Source organism: Agrobacterium cavarae (assembly GCF_004310285.1).
Lineage (GTDB): Bacteria > Pseudomonadota > Alphaproteobacteria > Rhizobiales > Rhizobiaceae > Agrobacterium > Agrobacterium cavarae.
Genome location: NZ_SISF01000033.1, coordinates 344,641 through 362,290 on the forward strand (window position 1 = coordinate 344,641; position 17,650 = coordinate 362,290).

Genomic DNA, 17,650 nt, shown 5'->3' on the forward strand with positions numbered 1-17,650 from the left:
CAGCCAGAAACCAGCGACGCTAGAGAGAGTGAGTGTAAACAGTGGATCCTCGGGTCAAGCCCGAGGATGACGGCAGTGTGTAGGGCGCTTGCCCGGTCTCCCTCACCCCGGAGTTGAGCCGGAGTCCAGTCGAGGCGCATCAGCGCCTCGAGAAGGATCACCAAATCACATGCCCTTGCCGCCGCACTTGCCCGACGCAACGTTGAAGTTGCCGCAGGACATTGGCTTGCGCCAATCGGAAATCAGGTCCTTGGAGTCCGGCAGGTAATCGGACCACTCGTCGCCCACGACCTGCGCGGTCTGCTGCACGATCTGGAACTGGCCGTCCGACTGGATTTCACCGATCAGCACCGGCTTGGTGATGTGGTGGTTCGGCATGACGGTGGCGTAACCGCCAGACAGGTTCGGCACCGAAACGCCGATGATGCTGTCCAGAACCTTGTCGGTATCCGTGGTGCCGGCAGCCTCGACGGCCTTCACCCAGGCGTTGAAGCCGATATAGGCGGCTTCCATCGGGTCGTTGGTCACGCGCTTGTCGTTCTTGGTAAAGGCGTGCCATTCCTTGATGAACTCGGCATTGACCGGGGTATCGACGGACTGGAAGTAGTTCCAGGCGGCAAGGTGGCCGACGAGAGGCGTGGTATCGAGACCGGCAAGCTCTTCTTCACCGACGGAGAAGGCGACGACCGGAATGTCTTCAGCCTTCACGCCCTGGTTCGCCAGTTCCTTGTAGAAGGGAACGTTCGCGTCACCATTGATGGTGGAAACGACGGCGGTCTTCTTGCCGGCAGAGCCGAACTTCTTGATGTCGGAGACGATCGTCTGCCAGTCGGAATGACCGAATGGCGTGTAGTTGATCATGATGTCCTCTTCCTTGACGCCCTTCGACATCAGGTAGGCCTTCAGGATCTTGTTGGTGGTCTGCGGATAGACATAGTCCGTACCGGCGAGAACCCAGCGCTCCACGCCTTCGGTGTTGGCAAGGTAATCGACGGCGGGCATCGCCTGCTGGTTCGGTGCGGCACCGGTGTAGAAGATGTTGCGCGAGGACTCTTCGCCCTCATACTGCACGGGGTAGAAGAGGATGGAGTTCAACTCTTCGAACACCGGCAGAACGGATTTGCGCGAAGACGAGGTCCAGCAACCGAAGACGGCGGCAACCTTGTCCTGGCTGATCAGCTGACGCGCCTTTTCGGCAAAGAGCGGCCAATCGGAGGCTGGATCGACGACGACGGCTTCCAGCTTCTTGCCGAGAACGCCGCCCTTCTTGTTTTGCTCGTCGATGAGCATCAGCATGGCGTCCTTCAGCGTCGTTTCCGAAATCGCCATCGTGCCGGAGAGCGAGTGCAGCACACCGATCTTGATCGTGTCGTCAGCGGCAAATGCGCCGTGGAATGCAGTGGTGGACATGATGGCGCCGAGCAGCGCGCCAGTGAGCATCTTGCTGAAAGTCATCGGAAGAACCCCTCTTCGTGTTGGGCCGTGAAGGCCTCAGCGGCATGTTGAACCGCTGCTGGAGGGGACTATCGGGCTCGGTGCCGCGAAACCGTATACGTCGTTTGACGTAGGTGGGGTGGCGAAATCAGCACATGGAAGTGTGGGCGGCCGACCCAAGGTCAGCCGGCGGGATAAGCGAGAACGCGAGATACCTCAGTTATGGGGCTTTTCGTCCTCGGCAATGGCGTCCTGATGGTACCAGCTGTCGAAGTCCACACGCGGAGCCTCTGCCTGGATGGACTGAACCGACGCATCCTTGCGAAAGCCTCGGTAGCCTGCGCGGCCTCCGACGGGGAACTGATAGATCTTGGCACTTTCAAAATTGGGTTCGGTTCTCATGACGGCCTCTTTTCTTCCAGTCAAACACCTCAGCACCATGCTTCGTTCCGGACTATAGCCGATTGAAAGCCGAAATTCACCCCATCCGCTTAAAAAAATATCACAAAGCCTAATTTTTAATCACATTGATTGCGCGTCGGTTAATCGAATAGTCTTTATGCAGCTAATCACTCAAATTTCGCACTTTCAGGTCAAAAAACATTCAGAACGGCCCTATCGCTTACAGTTTCAGCAGAAAATCGGCCAATTTCGCTTCATAAAGCCTTCATAATTCTAAAAATTTGGGAAAAACCCTCACCGCACGTCAGGACGGAATTTTGCCGTACCAACCGGTTCGCCAGCGAGGTTGGTAGAAAAAAATGACGCGTCAATTCGAGACGGGCGCGAATTGGCACGCGGCATGCATATCTATCGGCAGCCCTTGAAAGCGAGAGCGTTTTCCACCGGTAACCGGACGAAAACAATCAAGGCTTCGCATCTTAACCCATGAGAGGTTCGTAATGACTAAGTTCAAACTCGAGTACATCTGGCTGGATGGTTACAAGCCGGTAGCAAACCTGCGCGGCAAGACGCAGATCAAGGAATTCGACGAATTCCCGACACTCGAGCAGCTTCCGCTTTGGGGCTTTGATGGCTCCTCCACCATGCAGGCCGAAGGCCACAGCTCTGACTGCGTTTTGAAACCAGTCGCAATCTACCCCGACCCTGCCCGCACCAACGGCGCGCTGGTCATGTGCGAAGTCATGATGCCGGATGGCGTCACACCGCATCCGTCCAACAGCCGCGCAACCATCCTTGACGACGAAGGCGCCTGGTTCGGCTTCGAGCAGGAATACTTCTTCTACGAAGACGGTCGTCCGCTCGGCTTCCCAGAGCAGGGCTACCCAGCTCCGCAGGGCCCATACTACACCGGCGTCGGCTATAAGAACGTCGGTTCGATCGCTCGCGAAATCGTCGAAGAGCATCTCGACCTCTGCCTCGAAGCAGGCATCAACCACGAAGGCATCAACGCCGAAGTGGCCAAGGGCCAGTGGGAATTCCAGGTTTTCGGCAAGGGCTCCAAGAGTGCCGCCGACCAGATCTGGATCGCTCGCTACCTGCTTCTTCGCCTGTGCGAAAAGTACGGCATCGACGTCGAATTCCATTGCAAGCCGCTCGGCGACACCGACTGGAACGGTTCTGGCATGCACTGCAACTTCTCCACCAAGTTCATGCGTGAAGTTGGCGGCAAGGAGTATTTCGAAGCCCTCATGGCTGCCTTCGAAAAGAACTGGAAAGAGCACATCGACGTTTACGGTCCAGACAACCACCTGCGCCTGACCGGCAAGCACGAGACCGCTCCGTGGAACAAGTTCTCCTACGGCGTTGCAGACCGTGGCGCGTCGATCCGCGTTCCGCACTCCTTCGTCAACAACGGCTATCGTGGTTACCTCGAAGACCGTCGTCCGAACTCCCAGGGCTGCCCATACCAGATCGCTTCCGTCGTGCTGAAGACGATCGCAGAAGTCCCGACGGCAAAGTCGGCTGCTGCCTAATGTAAAATGAATGGCGTCGCTCTGTCCGGGCGACGCCATTTTTCCGTCTGCCGTTTGCGGGCAACGTGGACTCAACGACCGCGGCGCGCTCGTCATCCTCGGGCTTGACCCGAGGATCCAGGTTTCCATCCGCTGGTGGATGGTCGGGTCAAGCCCGACCATGACGCCGGAGAGAGATACGGACACCAAGCTCTAGTGGAGGCTGTGGAACACTGGCATGGCCGCACGGCAACGCATCATCCCCGTCAGACGCGAATATAACCGCTGGGTCGCGAACCAGACGCTGGAAGATTACGCGCTGCGATTTACCGCCAAGAGCGCCCGGCAATTCTCCTCGAGCCGCATTTCTCACACCGCCATCGGCGCGATCTCCTTTCTGGCGCTGGAAGCCATTGGCGGTGCCATCACCCTCTCCTACGGCACGACCAACGCCTTTTTCGCCATCGTTGCTGCTGCGGTCGCCATGCTGCTCGTCGGCCTGCCGATCAGCCGCTACGCCATCCGCCATGGCGTTGATATCGACCTTCTGACGCGCGGTGCAAGCTTCGGCTATATCGGCTCGACCATCACCTCTCTGATCTACGCCGCCTTCACCTTCATGCTCTTCGCCATCGAGGCGTCGATCATGTCCGGCGCGCTGGAACTGGCGCTCGGCATCCCGCTGTGGATCGGCTACATCATCTCTGCCGTCATGGTCATTCCGCTCGTCACCCATGGCGTGCGGCTTATCAGCAAGTTCCAGATCCTGACGCAGCCCTTCTGGATCGTCCTCAACGTTCTGCCCTTCATCTTCATCGCCCTGATGGATTGGCAGAAGTTCGATCTCTGGCTCGCCTTCTCCGGCATCCACCATGCCTCTGCCTCGCCGGGTGAAATCGCCTCTTTCAACCTCATCGAATTCGGTGCGGCCTCCGCCGTCATCCTGGCGCTGATGTCACAGATCGGCGAACAGGTGGACTTTCTGCGCTTCCTGCCGGCCGAAGGTCAGAGCAAGTGGCGCCACAAGTTCGGCGTTTTCCTCGCCGGTGCCGGCTGGGTTCTGGTGGGCGTTCCCAAGCTTTTGGCGGGCTCCTTCCTCGTGGTGCTGACGCTGTCCTCCGGCGTGCCGGTGGATCGTGCCGCCGACCCGTCGCAGATGTATCTGACCGCCTTCGGCTACATGATCCCGAACCACAATGCCGCGCTGATCCTGATGGTGGCCTTCGTCGTTGTGTCGCAGTTGAAGATCAACGTGATGAATGCCTATGCGGGCTCGCTCGCCTGGTCGAACTTCTTCTCGCGCCTCACCCACAGCCATCCGGGCCGCGTCGTCTGGCTGGTCTTCAACGTGGCGATTGCGCTCCTTCTGATGGAGCTTGGCATCTATCGGCTGCTGGAAGAAACGCTCGGCATCTTCTCCATCGTCGCCATGGCGTGGCTATGCACCATCTCCGCCGATCTCTTCATCAACAAGCCACTTGGGCTTGCCCCGCCCGGCATCGAGTTCAAGCGCGCCCATCTCTACGACATCAATCCCGTCGGCGTCGGTTCCATGGCGCTCTCCGCAACGATTGCACTCAGCGCCCATTTCGGTCTGTTCGGCACGCTTGCCGCATCGCTGGCGCCCTATATCACCCTCATCGTCGCCTTCATTGCCTCGCCGCTGATTGCCTGGGGCACGAAGGGAAAATTCTACCTGGCGCGCAAGCCGCGCCAGAAGTGGAAGGAGCTTTCCAGCATCACCTGCTCCATCTGCGAGCATCCTTTCGAGCCGGAAGACATGGCCTGGTGCCCCGCCTATGCCGGTCCGATCTGTTCGCTCTGCTGCTCGCTGGACAGCCGCTGCCACGATATGTGCAAGCCGAAGGCGCGACTAAATTATCAGACGGCCCAGGTGGCCAAGACCTTCCTGCCGGAACAGCTCGTCGCCAAGCTGTCGACCCGGCTAGGCCGCTACGCCATCTTCTCGATACTCGCCGTTGCCGCCATTGGCGGCATTCTGGGGCTGATCGCCCATCAGGTCGGCACCGGCACGCCAGCGACGGCGGATGTCGTCAACCGCACCATCCTGATCGTCTTCTTCGTCTTTGCCGTCATTGCCGGCATCGTCTGCTGGTTCCTGGTGCTCGCCCATGACAGCCGCGTCGTGGCGGAGGAGGAATCCTCTCGCCAGAACACGCTGCTTTTGAAGGAAATCGCCGCCCACCAGAAGACCGATGCCGCCTTGCAAAACGCCAAGGAAACGGCCGAAGCCGCCAACCGCGCCAAGAGCCGCTATGTGGTGGGGCTCAGCCACGAATTGCGCACCCCGCTTAACGCCGTGCTCGGCTACGCCCAGATCCTTGAGCGCGACGAGACCATTCCCGCGCCGCGCCAGTCCGCCATCAAGGTCATCCGCCGCTCCGCAGATCACCTCTCTGGCCTGATCGACGGTCTCTTGGATATCTCCAAGATCGAGGCGGGCCGCCTGCAGGTGCAATCCAACGAAATCAACATTCAGGATTTTCTCGACCAGATCATCGACATGTTCCGCCCGCAGGCGCAGGCCAAAGGGCTGACCTTCCGTCATGAGCGGGCACGAGGCCTGCCGCAATATGTGCGCAGCGACGAGAAACGCCTGCGCCAGATCCTCGTCAACCTGCTCTCCAATGCCATCAAGTTCACCGACGAAGGCACTGTCAGCTTCGACGTCACCTATCGCAGCCAGGTCGCCACCTTCACCGTCACCGATACCGGGCGCGGTATCGCGCAAAAGGATCTCGCCCGTATCTACGAGCCTTTCCAGCGTGGCGAAGCCGAAAGCATCAAGCCGATGCCTGGTCTCGGCCTTGGGCTCACCATCACTCAACTGCTGACCAACACGCTCGGTGGCGAGATTTCCGTCGAAAGCGAAAAGGATGTCGGCTCGACCTTCCGGGTGCGGCTGATGCTCTCCTCCGTCGATCGTCCCAGCACGGCACTCGCACCGGAAAAGAAGATCGTTTCCTATGCCGGTCCACGTCGCACCATCGTCGTTGTCGATGACAACGAAGATCACCGCGACCTGATGATGGAGGTGCTGTCTCCGCTCGATTTCGTCGTGCTGACGGCGCAAAGCGGGCCCGACTGCTTGGCGCTGATCGAGGCGATGCAGCCGGACGCCTTCCTCATCGATATCTCCATGCCGGGAATGAGCGGCTGGCAATTGGTGGACAGGCTGCGCGACGCAGGCCAAACGGCGCCCATCCTCATGCTCTCGGCCAATATCGGCGATACCGCCATCATCGGCGCTGGTACGGATGGCCATAATGACACGCTGGCAAAGCCCGTGGATATCCGCAAGCTCTGCGACCGGCTGGCCGTTCATCTCGGTCTGCAATGGGTTTATGATACCGACCTGCCCCCGGTCTCATTGGCCCAGAGTCAAGCAAAGCCCGGCGCAATACAGGCACCGGCACCGGCTCATTTACAGGATCTGATTGCACTTGGCGAAATAGGCTATATTCGTGGCATCGAAGCCAAACTTGATAGCCTTGCGGCTGAACCTGAAAACCTCGCCTTTACCGAAGAAGCCCGCCGCTTCGTGCGCGCTTTCGACCTCGCCGGCTATGCCGATTATCTCCAGGCTTTCGACAGAAAGGACGGACACGGATGAACCGATCGTTGCAGCCCCGCGATATCGTTCTTCTCGTCGATGACAGCCCGGAAGCGCTCGGCTTTTTGACCGAGGCGCTGGAACAGTCCGGCTTCTCGGTGCTGATCGCAACCTCGGGACAGGCAGCCCTCAACATCGTCGAGCGCGTGACGCCCGATCTCGTGCTGCTCGATGCCGTCATGCCGGGCCTGGATGGCTTCGAAACCTGCCTGCGCTTGAAGGCGAACGCCGCCGTGGCGCAGGTGCCGGTGATCTTCATGACCGGGCTGACCGAAACCGAGCATGTGGTGCGCGCGCTGGAATGCGGCGGCGTGGATTATCTGAGCAAGCCGATCAATATCGACGAACTGCGCGCCAGGCTTCGGGTTCACCTCTCCAATGCCCGCTCGGCCCAAAGCGCGCGCGTCGCGCTGGATGCCGCTGGCCGTCACCTTCTGGCGGTGCGCGCCGATGGCACGATCCTCTGGTCCACGCCACAGGCAACGCGCCTCATCAACGCCGCAACCGGCAGCAATGATGGCCTCGATATCGTGTCGCGCACCATTGGCGAATGGATGGAGAAGCAGGCCTCCCGTGACACGCCGCTGGTGATCACGCAGTCGGATCGGCCTTCACTGCAATTTACGTTTCTGGGTGCCGTCGGCGCCGACGAATATCTCTTCCGCCTCACCACCACCAACGACAAATCCGGCGACGCTTTGCTGCGTGACCGCTTCTCGCTAACGACGCGGGAATCGGAAGTGCTGGTCTGGATCGCCAAGGGAAAATCCAACCGCGATATCGGCGAAATTCTCGGCCTTTCGGCCCGCACGGTGAACAAGCATCTGGAACAGATCTACGTCAAACTCGGCGTCGAAAACCGCGCCTCTGCCGCAGTGAAAGCGGCAAATGTGCTGCACGATAGCTGAGATCCCAGGAGCCGTCTGTCTCCGCCGCCTTCTTCCCCGATAAATAACCTCCGATCTGCGAGCCCTTGCGCGCTCCACAGTGTCACGCTCCGTTGCGCCCTTGCCGCTTGATCACGACGGGTCTGCACATCTCATCCATTAAGGCGCCGTGCGTCCTACAGGGCGCGCAAAGTACGCTCTACTTTTTTGAATTGACGCATCGCCTTTCCGAAAATCGAGGTCGATTTTCGGGTTGATGCTGTAAGGATAAACCCATGGCCAAACTCGTCATCCTCTCCGGCTGCTCCGGCGGCGGCAAATCCACGCTCCTCTCAAACCTTTCAAAACACGGGTTCGCCACGGTGGAAGAACCGGGCCGACGCGTCGTCGCACAACAGCTGAAAACGGGAGGCACAGCCCTCCCCTGGCTCGACCTCAAAGCCTTCCTTGAGCAAGCACTTGCGATGGCGGAACAGGACTACGCAGCCGCCCGCGACACATCAGGCATTTCGATCTTTGACCGTAGCCTGATCGACGCCGCCTCCGCGCTTCGCCATCTTGGTGACGACCTATGGTATGAAAGGCTGTGTAGCGAATTTCGTTACGACAATCGGGTCTTCCTCACGCCCCCGTGGCCCGAAATCTACGCAACCGACAACGAACGCCGCCACGGCTTCGAGGACGCCGTAGACGAGTATGAGCGGCTCTGCCGCGATTACGATGATCTGGGATATGACGTCGCCATCCTGCCGAAGACGGGCGTTGATGAGCGAGTGGAATTTGTGCTGAACCTGCTTCAAGACAAATGAAAAAGACGGGCCCGCTTAAACCGATACGAAGCAAAAATCCCGAACGTCGACGCTAAACTGCGTCGGCGCCCTTTGCCGACCCCCCCTTGAGGGGGAGATGTCCGGCAGGACAGAGGGGGTAGCCACCACTCAGATCCCCCACAATGCAAAAAAGGCGGAACTCTGTCCGCCATACACACCCACTCAACAAAGAACAGCATCAGACCTGCCCTCCCCGCCGACACCATCGGAGGGGAGGACAAGCACGGAGATTAGCGGCAAACGCGCGTCTTGCGGACGATGATCTCACCGTGGCGGCGGATGCGTTCCTTCTTGACGAAGCAATCACGCGGGGCATGGCGGTAGTGGCGCGGGCGGTATTCTTCACGGACCGGCTCACGCATGACGCGCTGCGACGTCGTCACGGTGACGGTTTCAGCGAAGGATGGTGCGGTGACCGAGAAGAACGACGCGGCGGCGAGCACTGCGGAAACAACAAGCTTTTTCATTCATGAACTCCTGAATTGAGGCTGCGGGAAACGTGGCGCGTCGCAGCCGGTTCCGCCCATCATCACATTTATCTAATTTATCGTGATCGAACATGCTCAAAGGTGGGTCTCACTCTGTCCTCTCTCCGCCGGGAACGACAGCAGGATGCTTGATAGAAGACTGAGCTTGCCGCCGGAGGCCGATACTACCGGGAGCCAAAGAACGGAAAAAGCCCGGCATCGCTGCCGGGCTCCATCAATCTCAAATCCAGAAAGCAGATTACATGCCCTGCTGGAAGTAGCTGTACTTGCCGTCCGGGCCCTTCTTCCACTCGTACATGACGTAGCCAGGAAGCTTCGGGTCGCCCTTTTCGTCGAAGGAGATATCGCCGAGAACGGTCTTGAAGGTGCCCTTCTTCAGCGCTGCAGCAACGGCTTCAGCGTCGAGAGAACCGGCAGCCTTTGCACCTTCGGCAATTACCTGAACGGCGGCGTAGGAGTAAAGCGTGTAAGCTTCAGGATTGAAGCCTGCAGCCTTGAACTTCGCAACCAGGTCCTTGTTGTCCGGACGCAGGGTCGGATCAGGACCGAAGGTGTTCAGCGTGCCTTCAACGGCGTCGCCAGCAATCGAAGCCAGTTCGTTCGAAACGATACCGTCACCGGAAACGAGCGTGGCCTTGAGGCCCTGGTCCTTTGCCTGACGGATGATCAGGCCGGCTTCGGTGTGGAGGCCGCCCCAGTAAACAACGGAAACGCCAGCTTCCTTCATCTTGGCGATCAGGGCGGAGAAGTCCTTGTCGCCGACATTCACGCCTTCATAGATGACTTCCTTCACGCCAGCGGCGTTGGCAGCCTTCTTGGTCTCATCGGCAAGGCCCTGACCATAAGGGGTCTTGTCATGAATGATGGCGACCTTGGCATCCTTGAAGTGGTCCGCGAGGTACTTGCCGGCGATGCCGCCCTGCTGGTCGTCACGGCCGCAGGTACGGAAGGTGTTCCACAGGCCGCGCTCGGTGAAGACCGGGTTGGTCGCAGCAGGCGTGACCTCGAGAATGCCGTTTTCAGCATAAACCTCAGATGCCGGAATGGAAACGCCGGAGTTGAAGTGGCCGACGACGAACTTCACGCCATCGGCTGCGAACTTGTTGGCAACCGAGATGCCCTGTTTGGGGTCGGACACGTCGTCGCCGAGAACGATCTTGATCTTCTCGCCGTTGATACCGCCAGCAGCATTGATGTCCGCTGCGGCCTGCTCTGCACCCTTCTGGAGCTGAGCGCCGAAAGCAGCGTTAGGGCCAGTCAACGGACCACCGACGCCGATCAGGACATCGGCCCATGCCGAACCGCTGAACGCGACCATTGCGGTCAGCGCAACTGCGGAAAGAAGAGACTTCTTCATTATATTACTCCCAGTTCCTTTGATTGGGTTGGTTTTCTCGACCTGTCCAGCACCCAAATTAACTGTCCAGGCTGTTCCTCTCAGGAGGGAATTCTGATTTCAGAAAAACCCGTCTGTCAATGTTTCTTCTTATAGGAAAATGCCGATGTCCGGTCGTAGAGCCAGTAGTAGTTATCGACCATCTGGCTGGTCCGGCGGATGCGGAAGCCGGCCGTTGCGAAGGCCAGGAGAACCGCGACATCGATCAGGTAGTAGAAGCCGTTCAACAACGGACCGGCAAAGAGCGCGTAATGCAAAAAGCGCATGACGCAGCCCAGAAGCAGAGCGTAAATCACCACCTGCGGATATTGACCCCAGCCATCGGCAACCGACTTGCCTGTACGCCAGGCAGTCCAGAAGCCGAGAAGAACGACGAGGCCACGCAAGATATAGCGAACGCCACTATCGGTTTCGAAAAAAAGGCCCTGCATCTTTTCCCCAATCAGCACCGCCGCCACGAGAAGCAAACGATCCTGTTTTCTGTTTCGCTTGACCGTTTTCCGGCAAGCTTTATTGTTTGTTTTTGATCCGCCAAACCGGCTATGCAGTCTGACAGGCTCTCAGCAGATTTGCGCCCAACGCCTTCGAAAGCAAGCATTTTTTCATGGGCAGCGGCACAAAATCATAAAAACTTTTGCGCCTTTTCAAAGGACGGGGATCGACGACCCCCGCACCCTCTCATCGTCAGTGGCGTCCGCCTTCGAGATAGGCTGCACGCACTTCCGGATTGGCGAGAAGCTCCTTGCCAGAACCGCTCATCGTCACCTTGCCATTGACCATCACATAGGCGCGGTCGGAAAGCTTCAGGGCCGCGAAAGCGTTCTGCTCCACGAGGAAGACAGTCAGCCCCTCTTCCTGGTTGAGCTTCTTGATCGCCTCGAAAATGCCTTTGACGATCAAAGGAGCCAAGCCGAGAGACGGCTCGTCGAGGAGCAGAAGTTTCGGACGCGACATCAGCGCGCGACCGATGGAGAGCATCTGCTGCTCGCCGCCCGAAAGCGTGCCGCCACGCTGGCTCTGGCGCTCCTTCAAGCGCGGGAACATGGTGAAGACCTTCTCGACATCTTCCTTGAAGTATTTGAGGTTGTCGAGATTGGCGCCCATCTGCAGATTTTCCAGCACCGACATGCGCGGGAAAATTCGGCGGCCTTCAGGCGACTGGGCGATGCGCTTGCGGGCAATCATGTGCGTCGGCAGGCGGGTAATATCCTCGCCGTCGAAAATGACTTCGCCATTGCGTGCCTGAGGCGCGCCGCAGATCGTCATCATCAGGGTCGACTTGCCGGCACCATTGGCGCCGATCAAGGAGACGATCTCACCCTTTTTCACTTCCACATCCACGCCAGCCAGAGCGCGGATATTGCCGTAATAGGTTTCAACGCCTTGAATTTTCAGGAGAGTGTCAGACATCAGACTGCTCTCCCGTCAAGTTCTTCTGCAATCACATCTTCCACTTCATCGTCCTCGACACCAAGATAGGCGGCAATGACCTTGGGATCGTTCTTCACATGATCGGGCGTACCGTCAGAAATCTTCTGCCCATATTCGAGGACCACGACGTGGTCGGAGATTTCCATGACAACCGACATGTCATGTTCGATCAGAAGCAGCGAGGTTCCCTCGTCGCGAATGCCGCGCAAGAGGGCGTTGAGCGCAAGCGACTCCTTCGGGTTGAGACCGGCGGCCGGTTCGTCGAGGCACAGAAGCTCAGGCTCGGTGCACATGGCGCGCGCAATTTCCAGACGGCGCTGCGCGCCGTAGGACAGATCGCCCGCCGGATCGTCGGCACGATCAATGAGATCGGCCTTCTCCAGCCAGTATTTGGCCTTTTCGACCGATGCTTCGGCCGCATGCGTATAGGTCGGAAGCCCGAGCAGGCCGAGGATGGTGTAGCCGGAGGCCTTCATCAGCCTGTTGTGTTGCGCAACCAGGAGGTTTTCCAGAACCGTGAGGCCTGAAAACAGGCGGATATTCTGGAAGGTACGGGCAACCTTGGCCTTCTTGGTCACTTCGAAGTCCGGCAGACGCTCGAGCAGATGCTCCTCGCCATTGCTGCGCACCATGGTGATCATGCCCATCGTCGGCTTGTAGAAGCCGGTGATGCAGTTGAACACGGTGGTCTTGCCGGCCCCGTTCGGACCGATCAGCGCGGTGATATCGCCGCGCTTCACATCGAAGGAAAGGTCGTTGATCGCCATCAACCCGCCAAAGCGCATCGAAAGATGTTCGACCTTCAGGATGGTATTCTTGTTCATCGCAGTGTTTCCGGAAGCCATCAGCCGTGACCTTCCTTGGTGAAGCTGCCGGAGACAGACTTGCGTTTCTTCAGGAAGGCCGTGGGTTCACGCGAGCCGACGAAGCCGCGTGGCTTGAACAGCATGACGATAACCATGGCAAGGCCGAAGAGCAGCATGCGGTAAAGCTCTGGCGTGAAGTCCGGACCGAAGACGTGCTTGAGGAATTCCATCTCACGCAGCAGTTCCGTACCGCCAACCATGACGACGGCAGCAATCGCAATACCGGTCAGCGAGCCCATGCCACCAAGAACGACGATGGCGAGGATGACGGCCGATTCAAGGAAGACAAAGCTTTCCGGAGAGACGAAGCCCTGACGTGCGGCAAAGAAGGACCCCGCAAAGCCACCAAACATCGCACCTGTTGCAAAGGCGGTGAGCTTGGTCTTGACCGTATCGATGCCGAGCGAACGGCAGGCGATCTCATCTTCACGCAGCGCTTCCCAGGCACGACCGATCGGCATGCGGCGCAGCTTGATGGTGACATAGGCCGTCAGCATGCACAGAAGCAGGATCACGTAGAAGAGGAAGATCTTGTAGTAACCCGACGACATCGGCAGGCCGAAAGCCTTGGCGAAGTTGTTCGGCGCACCAACATCGAAAGACCAGATACCAAAGACCGAAGCCTTGGCAATTCCGGAAATACCGAATGTGCCTCGGGTCACATCCGTCCAGTTCAACAGCACAAGCCGGATGATCTCACCAAAGGCAAGTGTCACGATGGCGAGATAGTCGCCGCGCAGACGCAGCACCGGGAAGCCGAGAATGATTCCCCAGAAGGCGGCAAGAATCCCGGCAAGCGGCAGAAGCACCCAGAAGGACAGGCCGAAATAGCTGGACAACAGCGCGTAGGAATAGGCGCCGACGGCATAGAAGGCGACATAACCGAGATCGAGCAGACCCGCCAGACCGACGACGATGTTCAGGCCCCAGGCGAGCATCACATAGATGAGGATCTGGATACCAAAATTGTCGACGAAGATCAGCGAGCCCTGAGCGCCTCGGAAATAGACGGCAACCATCGGATAGAGCAGCAGGAACACCAGCGCGATTTTCAGGAAATGCTTGTGGAAAAAGTTCTTTTCCTCAGAAATTTCCAGAATGCCAGCCTTGGATTTGGCAAGCTTGCGGCGGTCGAGATGCGGCTCGATGACGCCGACCACGACGAAGCGACCGATGGCGGCGACGGCGACGAAGATCGCCAGGAGACCCCAACGTGTGCCCCAGACCAGCTGGTTGTTGATATCCTGATAGGTGACGATGCCCACATAGAGCAGGAACATGCCGAGGGAAACGAAGCCAGCAATAATGGCTTCCTTCACCGCTCTTGCCATGACGTCCTGCTCGGCGGTGTTGTCAGAAGGAATGTTTGCCATGTGCTTAAACCTTCTCGACTTCCGGACGGCCCAGAATGCCAGTCGGTTTGAATATCAGCACGAAAGCCAGGATACCGAAGGCGGCCACGTCCTTGTAGGCGATGGAGAAATAGGCCGACCAGAGCGACTCGATAAGCCCGATCAGAAGACCGCCGAGAACAGCACCCGGAAGCGAGCCGATACCGCCCAGAACCGCAGCCGTGAAAGCCTTCACGCCGGGGATGAAGCCGTCATTGAACGAGGCCACGCCGTAATACATCAGATACATCGTACCGGCGACGGCGGCGAGCGCTGCACCCATGACGAAGGTCACCGAAATGGTCCGGTCGACATCGACGCCAAGCAGCGCCGCCATCTTGCGATCCTGCTCGGTGGCGCGCTGTGCACGGCCAAGCGGCGTCTTGTTGACGATGTACCAGAAGGCGAACAGCAGCACCGAGGTGATGGCCACGATGAGAAGCTGCTTCAGCGAAATGGTGATTGCGCCGAAATGATAAGTCTCGGTGACCATGGGCGGGATTGGCTTGTTGCGCGGACCCTGCGTCACCTGGATGAAGTTCGACAGCACGATCGACATGCCGATTGCCGTAATCAGCGGCGCAAGGCGGAACGAGCCGCGCAGCGGACGATAAGCGACGCGCTCGATTGCCCAGTTCCACAGGCCCGTCACCAGCATGGCAACGACCATCATCACCAACAGAAGAATGGCGACCGGAATGCCTGCGATGAAGGATGTGAGAATGAGAAAGACGATCAACGCGGCAAAGCCGCCAAGCATGAAAATGTCGCCGTGAGCGAAGTTGATCATGCCGATGATACCGTAGACCATCGTGTAGCCAATAGCGATGAGGCCGTAGATCGATCCAAGAGTCAGCCCGTTGATGAGCTGCTGGATAAAATACTCCATATTTTTCCCCCGGGCACGTCCTCAAGTTGGAACGCACCTCGTTTATGTTGCTTCCTGAGGGCTCTCATTGCTGTTTTGGTCCCTCTTGACCCAAACCCATATCGCGTTCGTTAAAAATGTGAAGCTAAAAAGGTGGAAATATGCACAAAATTTAATGTTGACCCACCGATTGCTGCAATCGGCATCAAAAAGATGATGAAAGCGGCAACAAGGCCCGAAATTTTAAGCGCTGAAGACAACCACTTTGTTTATAAATAGATATATTTGACCATCGCTCTCTTCAGGCGTAACCAACCTTCACCGGATCGCTTCTCGTGATGACAGAAAGCCTTGCAGCAGAAGGGCTGTGGGCTTGCGGGTTCTGAAGGAATGGAAATGCTGGAAAGTCTGATCGCCGCGGCTTTGAGCGCTGGTAGGGAAATCATGGCGGTTCATGCCGCAGGTCCGCAGGTCACCTACAAAAATGACTGCTCTCCCGTCACCGAAGCCGATGAACGCGCCGAAGAGGTCATCCTCTCCGCCCTCGCGCGCGACTTTCCCCGCATTCCGGTCGTCGCCGAAGAAGCCGCCGCCAGCGGCCACATCCCCGAAATCAAAGGCGACTTTTTCCTCGTCGATCCCCTGGACGGAACCAAGGAATTCATTTCAGACAAGCAGGATTTTACCGTCAATATCGCGCTGATCCGCGACGGCACGCCTGTGCTCGGCGTCGTCTATGCGCCGGCCCTTGGCGTGGCATGGACCGGCGAAAAGGAAACGGCACGCAAGCTCTTCATCTCAGGAGAATTCGAGAGCGTGTCGAACCACTCCATTCGCTGCCGTGCCAAACCACCCATGCCGGTCGCCGTCATCAGTCGCTCCCATTGCACGCCGAAGACCGAGGCCTTCGTTGCCGAAAACGGCCTGATCGACAGCATCTCCATTGGCTCGTCGCTGAAATTCTGCATGCTCGCGGAAGGCGCGGCCGACGTTTACCCGCGCTTCAGCCGCACCATGATGTGGGACACCGCCGCAGGCGACGCGGTGCTCAGGGCTGCCGGTGGCATCACGCTCGATATGGCGGGCCTGCCGCTGCGCTACGAAATCAACCAGAGCAATGACGACATGCTGGCCAACCCCGACTTTATCGCCTGGGGCGCTCCCCCGCGATAACGGCTTCCCGTATCGCCGCAGGAGTCTCATTCTTACCGAGCGACTTGGCGCTCCAAAGATGCAATCCAATGCCATGCGATGAGCTGGGTGCGGGCCTGCAACATAACCCGTAGAAGCCACAGCCGCCCATCCGCGCGCGCCTTGCAACCTCTCCCGAATTTGGTTTCCGGCAAAAAAATTTTTGACAATTCCGTGAGCTGTAAAGCGCTCATTTTGCGCGTATGTGCCGCGAAGCACGAACAAACGCAGCGAAATCATTCAAATTGTTAATAAATTATCTCTGCACGCTTAGGTATTTTTTAAAGGTACGCCCCTAAAGTGCCCAACATATGGTCTTGAGTTTGTGTAGAGTGTCCAATGACCGAAATGATACGCCCGCGAGTTAAATATGTCATCGGTCCCGATGGCAGCCCCTTGACGATTGCCGATCTGCCACCAGCCGACACCCGTCGCTGGGTTATCCGCCGAAAGGCCGAAGTCGTCGCCGCCGTGCGCGGGGGTCTTCTCAGCCTGGAGGAAGCCTGTGAGCGCTATACGCTGACAGTGGAAGAATTCCTGTCCTGGCAGTCTTCGATTGCAGATCATGGCCTCGCCGGCCTGCGCACCACGCGCATTCAGCAATACCGCCACTAAGAGTTTAGGCTTGGGCGCATTGGTTGCGTCCAGCCTTGCCAGATACGGCGTCACGCCATCCCGCTCATCCGGGACGGCATGGCGCTTTTTTGTTTTCGAGCCTCACACTGTCTTAATAGCAAGTGGTTGGGATTTCTCCCCGCCCCCCCCGATCTGATCGGTCGGTAACCCATAAAAAAATCCGCCCGGCTTTCGCCAGGCGGACCGTCATCTACAAAAATGACACAGCGTCATTGAAAGCAGCCTCCTGATCAGCTGGCCGCCGTCAATGACGTCAGGATCAAAGCACTCGCGTTAACGCAAAAGCGTCAAGCGCGGGCGCGCACCGCCGTATCGCGGTTTTCCAGTGCCGCGGCCTTGTCATATTCGGCCTGCACTTCTTCCAGAGAGGCTTCCGCGGCTTCCTGCTGCATCTTCAGTTCGCGAATGGAGACCTGAAGGTTGTCGGCACGTTGGCGCGCAGCTTTGGCAAACGTCGGATAGGCGAAGTGGCTGGGATCGCTGATCCCGGACTTGCTTTCTTCCAGCGAGATCTGATGGACCAACTCCTTGGCCATCCGTTCGAATTCGGACATCATCGACTGCAGCTGCTGCAACTGACGACGTTTTTCGTTGACCTGAAATTCCTTCAGGCGAACTAGGCTGTCACGCGACTTCATACTCAATACTCCGTGGATAGCGAGACCCCGGTTCAAACAGGAAC

Annotated in this window: 17 protein-coding genes; 7 read left to right on the top strand and 10 right to left on the bottom strand. The window is 58.2% G+C overall.

The features are described 5' to 3' along the window. Positions 1 to 165 precede the first annotated feature (165 nt). Positions 166 to 1,455 (bottom strand): urea ABC transporter substrate-binding protein, encoded by a 1,290-nt coding sequence (gene urtA / locus EYC79_RS20030; RefSeq protein ID WP_130979289.1) that lies wholly within the window; start codon positions 1,453 to 1,455, stop codon positions 166 to 168. A 195-nt stretch (positions 1,456 to 1,650) separates the two neighbouring features. Further along, the gene (locus tag EYC79_RS20035; protein WP_062426225.1) at positions 1,651 to 1,836 is read right to left on the bottom strand and encodes a DUF2735 domain-containing protein; all 186 of its coding nucleotides are present in this window, start codon (positions 1,834 to 1,836) and stop codon (positions 1,651 to 1,653) included. Between the two features lie 500 nt (positions 1,837 to 2,336). Between EYC79_RS20035 and EYC79_RS20040 the strand changes: the two genes are divergently transcribed. From EYC79_RS20040 to EYC79_RS20055, 5 genes are all read left to right on the top strand, one after another. Further along, positions 2,337 to 3,371: a glutamine synthetase beta-grasp domain-containing protein gene (locus EYC79_RS20040; protein WP_062426224.1), complete on the top strand. Its 1,035-nt coding sequence runs from the start codon at positions 2,337 to 2,339 to the stop codon at positions 3,369 to 3,371. Between the two features lie 10 nt (positions 3,372 to 3,381). Next, positions 3,382 to 3,567: a hypothetical protein gene (locus EYC79_RS23540; RefSeq protein ID WP_165457085.1), complete on the top strand. Its 186-nt coding sequence runs from the start codon at positions 3,382 to 3,384 to the stop codon at positions 3,565 to 3,567. Between the two features lie 21 nt (positions 3,568 to 3,588). Beyond that, positions 3,589 to 6,984: a hybrid sensor histidine kinase/response regulator gene (locus EYC79_RS20045; RefSeq protein ID WP_130979291.1), complete on the top strand. Its 3,396-nt coding sequence runs from the start codon at positions 3,589 to 3,591 to the stop codon at positions 6,982 to 6,984. Next, positions 6,981 to 7,892, top strand: coding sequence for a response regulator transcription factor (locus EYC79_RS20050; RefSeq protein WP_062426221.1), 912 nt, complete (start codon positions 6,981 to 6,983; stop codon positions 7,890 to 7,892). The genes EYC79_RS20045 and EYC79_RS20050 overlap by 4 nt, the downstream gene beginning before the upstream one ends. A gap of 254 nt (positions 7,893 to 8,146) precedes the next feature. Beyond that, positions 8,147 to 8,680, top strand: coding sequence for an AAA family ATPase (locus tag EYC79_RS20055; RefSeq protein ID WP_130979293.1), 534 nt, complete (start codon positions 8,147 to 8,149; stop codon positions 8,678 to 8,680). A 251-nt stretch (positions 8,681 to 8,931) separates the two neighbouring features. On the opposite strand, the gene EYC79_RS20060 is transcribed toward EYC79_RS20055, so the two are convergent. The 7 genes from EYC79_RS20060 to EYC79_RS20090 form a co-directional block, all read right to left on the bottom strand. Next, entirely contained in the window at positions 8,932 to 9,168 is a 237-nt protein-coding gene (locus EYC79_RS20060; protein WP_062426219.1) for a hypothetical protein, read from the bottom strand. A gap of 259 nt (positions 9,169 to 9,427) precedes the next feature. Next, on the bottom strand, positions 9,428 to 10,546 hold the full coding sequence (locus EYC79_RS20065; RefSeq protein ID WP_062426218.1) for a branched-chain amino acid ABC transporter substrate-binding protein: 1,119 nt from the start codon (positions 10,544 to 10,546) through the stop codon (positions 9,428 to 9,430). 116 nt (positions 10,547 to 10,662) lie between these two features. Then, a complete protein-coding gene (locus EYC79_RS20070; protein ID WP_062426612.1) occupies positions 10,663 to 11,016 on the bottom strand; it encodes a DUF6867 family protein in 354 nt (117 codons plus the stop codon). 253 nt (positions 11,017 to 11,269) lie between these two features. Then, complete coding sequence (locus EYC79_RS20075; protein ID WP_062439933.1) at positions 11,270 to 11,995, bottom strand: ABC transporter ATP-binding protein; 726 nt, start codon at positions 11,993 to 11,995, stop codon at positions 11,270 to 11,272. Beyond that, the gene (locus EYC79_RS20080) at positions 11,995 to 12,861 is read right to left on the bottom strand and encodes an ABC transporter ATP-binding protein (protein WP_130979294.1); all 867 of its coding nucleotides are present in this window, start codon (positions 12,859 to 12,861) and stop codon (positions 11,995 to 11,997) included. Before EYC79_RS20080 ends, EYC79_RS20075 begins: the two co-directional genes overlap by 1 nt. Then, positions 12,861 to 14,255: a high-affinity branched-chain amino acid ABC transporter permease LivM gene (gene livM / locus EYC79_RS20085; RefSeq protein WP_111850344.1), complete on the bottom strand. Its 1,395-nt coding sequence runs from the start codon at positions 14,253 to 14,255 to the stop codon at positions 12,861 to 12,863. The genes EYC79_RS20080 and livM overlap by 1 nt, the downstream gene beginning before the upstream one ends. Positions 14,256 to 14,259: 4 nt before the next feature. After that, complete coding sequence (locus tag EYC79_RS20090) at positions 14,260 to 15,162, bottom strand: branched-chain amino acid ABC transporter permease (RefSeq protein WP_062426214.1); 903 nt, start codon at positions 15,160 to 15,162, stop codon at positions 14,260 to 14,262. A 375-nt stretch (positions 15,163 to 15,537) separates the two neighbouring features. Between EYC79_RS20090 and cysQ the strand changes: the two genes are divergently transcribed. Both cysQ and sciP read left to right on the top strand, forming a co-directional pair. Next, on the top strand, positions 15,538 to 16,314 hold the full coding sequence (gene cysQ / locus EYC79_RS20095) for a 3'(2'),5'-bisphosphate nucleotidase CysQ (protein ID WP_130979295.1): 777 nt from the start codon (positions 15,538 to 15,540) through the stop codon (positions 16,312 to 16,314). A gap of 357 nt (positions 16,315 to 16,671) precedes the next feature. Next, complete coding sequence (sciP, locus tag EYC79_RS20100) at positions 16,672 to 16,947, top strand: CtrA inhibitor SciP (RefSeq protein WP_062426213.1); 276 nt, start codon at positions 16,672 to 16,674, stop codon at positions 16,945 to 16,947. Between the two features lie 308 nt (positions 16,948 to 17,255). Here sciP and EYC79_RS20105 read toward each other — a convergent pair whose 3' ends face one another. Then, positions 17,256 to 17,606 (bottom strand): flagellar export protein FliJ, encoded by a 351-nt coding sequence (locus EYC79_RS20105; RefSeq protein ID WP_062425122.1) that lies wholly within the window; start codon positions 17,604 to 17,606, stop codon positions 17,256 to 17,258. Positions 17,607 to 17,650 lie beyond the last annotated feature (44 nt).